The 1358-nt window shown below is 47.9% G+C and carries 1 protein-coding gene; it reads right to left on the bottom strand.

The window, feature by feature from the left end; translation table 11 throughout:
* On the bottom strand, nucleotides 1-1358 hold a 1358-nt coding region (gene nhaC / locus I6E84_RS14035), incomplete at both ends, for a Na+/H+ antiporter NhaC (RefSeq protein ID WP_197218630.1).

The following is a 1358-nucleotide window of genomic DNA, read 5'->3' as shown; positions in this document are numbered from 1 at the left end:
CGACTAATAGTCACTCCCGTAAAGCCAAATAGCAGCGTCAATAGCAAAGACAAATAACAGAAGAACGCATAAGGCAAATAATCCAACACCGGCACTCCTAATGCCTGACTGATAAACACCCCGCACACACTCCAAGGCACCAGTGGATTAATGACCGTCCCAGAATCCTCAATCGTACGAGACAGATTCTTTGGATGTAAGTTCAAACGCTCAAACGTCGAACGAAAAGCCGTCCCTGACAGTAAAATACTCAAGTACTGCTCACCGATGAGCACATTGATGCTCAGTGCTGACATCGCCGCCGCAAAGATCGCCCGTCCTGACGTCGTTAACGTGTCTTTGATACCAGATAACAATGCTGGTAACACACCCAATGCCGTGAGTAACCCTCCTAAACTCAGTGCCAATATCACAATCGCCTGCGTAAAGAACATACTTTGTACACCGCCACGTGACAGCATACCCCCCACTTCACCCAACTCTAATGACTCAGCCGGCGCATACCCTGCAAACAGATATCCACCCAATTGTCCAAAGCTTGGGCTGCTATGTATATAAGTGATAATGAGTGCCACAGCAATGGTACAAATAATCGTATAGATGGCATTGACTCGAAAGATAGCCAGTCCGACCAACACCACAAACGGCAATACCGCATAGTTTTGTACCAAGCCGCTATCAATCAGCTGCCCTTGTAGAATAGTCACCTGACTGAGATCAGACCCTGCTGTCTGACCTGAGAACATCCAGAACAAGATAACCGTGAGTATCCAAGCAGGAACGGTGGTGTACATCATGTTGCGAATGTGTTCAAACAGATCAATACCGACAACAGAAGATGCGATGGTACAAGTATCAGACAAGGGAGACATCTTATCGCCAAAGAACGCCCCTGAGACGACGGCACCAGCCGCAATCGCGACATTGGCGTCAAAGGCATTACTCATCCCAATAAACGCCACACCAAGGGTTGCCGCTGTGGTTAGACTACTACCCAATGCAATACCAATAATGGAAGTCAACACAAAGGCAGAGATGTAATAATACTCTGGTGAGATGAGCTGAAAGCCAAAGTACATAAGAGTAGGTATGGCACCTGACATCATTAAGGCGGCGACCATCAGACCAATAAAGAAGAACAGGTAGATGGCACCGATACCACGCATGATGCCTGAGGCCATTTGTGCTTGCATGTCATCAAAGCTCAGCCCTTTAAAGGCGCCGATGCCCAGTAGGACACAGATAGCAAGTATCAAGGAGAGATGCGGCACCCAACCAAAGCCAATCATGGTGATACCCATAATGGCGATGACGATGGCTGATATGATGAAGGCTTGCTGAGGGGAGATATGGGTGAG

This window comes from Psychrobacter sp. SCQQ22 (genome assembly GCF_015864605.1).
GTDB classification, from domain to species: domain Bacteria; phylum Pseudomonadota; class Gammaproteobacteria; order Pseudomonadales; family Moraxellaceae; genus Psychrobacter; species Psychrobacter fozii.
The sequence above is the reverse complement of the archived record's forward strand: the minus strand, read 5'-3'. Positions and strand labels throughout refer to the sequence as shown.